A 2,368-nucleotide genomic window follows, 5' to 3' on the forward strand; every position below is an offset into this window, starting at 1 on the left:
CCGGTACCGGCGCGCGGCGGCCCTGACGGCCGTACCCGCCCCGGGAGCCCCGGCGCGGCTGTCGGCGGTGTGACCTAGGGTTGCGTTCCGTGGAACCGGATCTGTTCACCGCCGCGGCCGAGGAGCGCCAGGAGAGGGACCTGTCCGCCTCCCCCCTGGCGGTCCGGATGCGCCCGCGCACCCTCGACGAGGTCGTCGGCCAGCAGCACCTGCTGCGCCCCGGCTCCCCGCTGCGCCGCCTGGTCGGCGAGGGCGGGAAGGGGCCCGCGGGGCCGTCGTCGGTGATCCTGTGGGGGCCGCCGGGCACCGGCAAGACGACCCTGGCCCACGTCGTCAGCAAGGCCACCGACAAGGGCTTCACGGAGCTGTCGGCCATCACCGCCGGGGTCAGGGAGGTCCGGGCCGTCATCGACGGCGCGCGGCGCTCCTCGGGCGCCTACGGCAAGGACACCGTGCTGTTCCTGGACGAGATCCACCGCTTCAGCAAGGCGCAGCAGGACTCGCTGCTGCCGGCCGTGGAGAACCGCTGGGTCACCCTCATCGCCGCGACGACGGAGAACCCGTACTTCTCGGTGATCTCCCCGCTGCTGTCGCGCTCGCTGCTGCTCACCCTGGAACCGCTGACCGACGAGGACCTGCGCGGGCTGCTGCGCCGCGCGGTCGCCGACGAACGCGGGCTGGGCGGGTCGGTGGAGCTGCCGGAGGACGCCGAGGCGCATCTGCTGCGGATAGCCGGCGGGGACGCGCGCCGCGCGCTCACCGCGCTGGAGGCGGGAGCCGGCGCGGCCCTGGCCAAGGGCGAGCGGGAGATCACCCTGGCGACGCTGGAGGAGGCCGTCGACCGGGCCGCGGTGAAGTACGACCGCGACGGCGACCAGCACTACGACGTGGCCAGCGCGCTCGTCAAGTCCATCCGCGGCTCGGACGCGGACGCGGCCCTGCACTACCTGGCCCGGATGATCGAGGCGGGGGAGGACCCGCGGTTCATCGCCCGGCGGCTGATGATCTCCGCCAGCGAGGACATCGGCCTGGCCGACCCCACCGCCCTGCAGACCGCCGTGGCCGCGGCCCAGGCGGTGGCGATGATCGGTCTCCCCGAGGCGCGGATCACGCTCGCCCAGGCGACCGTGGCCCTGGCCCTCGCCCCGAAGTCCAACGCCGCCTACCTGGCGATCGACGCGGCCCTGGCGGACGTACGGGCGGGCCTGGCCGGCCCCGTGCCGCGGCATCTGCGCGACGGCCACTACCAGGGCGCGCGGAAGATGGGCCACGGCGAGGGGTACCGGTACCCGCACGACCTGCCCGGCGGCATCGCCGCGCAGCAGTACGCCCCGGACGGCGTCCACGGCAGGCGCTACTACGAGCCGACGCGGTACGGGGCGGAGGCCCGGTACGCCGAGGTGGCGGAGCGGGTGCGGGCCCGGCTGCGGGGGGAGGGCGCGCCGCCGGACAAGCCCTGAGAGCCCGTCGGCGCCGGAGCCCCGCAGCCACGCCGGCCCTCGCGGTTTCCACGCCGGCCCGGCTCCGTCAGGACGCGGAGCCCGCCTCGAACAGGGCCCGGATCGCCCGGCGCAGCTCGGAGACGTCCCGCACCGGCCGGGGGAAGCCGAAGAGCGCGTCGAAGCTCCGCCCGCCCGTGCGGAACCGGACCCGCAGCCCGAAGCGGTCCAGAGCCACGGGCACCACCGCCTCCCGGACTTCGCACGCCCGCCCGCGCTCGTCCGGAAACGAGCACAGCCCGCGCAGCAGGTCGTCGTGGGCGGCGGCGAGGTGCTGCAGAAGTTCGGCCTCGTGGCGCGCCAGGGGGTCGGGGGACGCGGCGGCGAACTCGTCCGGTTCGACGTGCCCCTCGCCCCGCAGGTCGCCGATCCACCCCTCGCCGACCTCCAGCCGCAGCGGTGTCCACGCGGGGCCCGGGAGAGGCCCGGAGGGGTGCCGTTCGGCCCGCAGCCGGGTGCGGGCCATCCACTCGCCGCCGGACACGGGGGTGAGCCAGCCCGCCACCCTGGCCCGGCCGCGGACGCGGTGGGGCACCGCGACGGGCGCCACATCGGTGATCTCCATCACGGCGGCCAGGTCGCCGTCCCTGGCGTGGGCCGCGGCCCGGGCGGCCGGAGAGGCGGCCGGGACCAGCAGGAGCACATCCCCCTCGGGGGTGACGACGCGGGCCTCGCAGCAGCCCTGGCCCGGCCAGTCCGGACCGGCCGGGTCCGCACCGGGAATGACCAGGACGGCCGAGGCGTTCGACTCGACGAGGGTACGCATCCGCTCGGCGGCTCCCGGCCGCCGTTCGTCGGGCTCAGCCTCGGGACGCGGCCGACCCCTCCTCGCGCTCTCCCCTCCGGGGGGGGGGCGGCCGCCCGCGCCG

General features: G+C 76.7%; 2 protein-coding genes. One reads left to right on the forward strand and one right to left on the reverse strand.

Annotated elements, in window-relative coordinates:
• The first annotated feature begins 89 nt into the window (after window positions 1-89).
• On the forward strand, window positions 90-1,460 hold the full coding sequence (locus tag AC2CJA_RS26180) for a replication-associated recombination protein A (RefSeq protein ID WP_484605139.1): 1,371 nt from the start codon (window positions 90-92) through the stop codon (window positions 1,458-1,460).
• A gap of 67 nt (window positions 1,461-1,527) precedes the next feature.
• Here AC2CJA_RS26180 and AC2CJA_RS26185 read toward each other — a convergent pair whose 3' ends face one another.
• Window positions 1,528-2,265 carry a DUF2470 domain-containing protein gene (locus AC2CJA_RS26185; protein WP_484605140.1) on the reverse strand — a complete coding sequence of 246 codons (738 nt, stop codon included), beginning with the start codon at window positions 2,263-2,265 and terminating at the stop codon, window positions 1,528-1,530.
• Window positions 2,266-2,368 lie beyond the last annotated feature (103 nt).

The organism is Streptomyces sp. ATLC9, assembly GCF_057196705.1.

Coding starts and splice junctions, on each gene's coding strand:
- AC2CJA_RS26185 (WP_484605140.1), bottom strand. CDS start 2,265: ATGCGTACCCTCGTCGAGTCGAACGCCTCGGCCGTCCTGGTCATTCCC.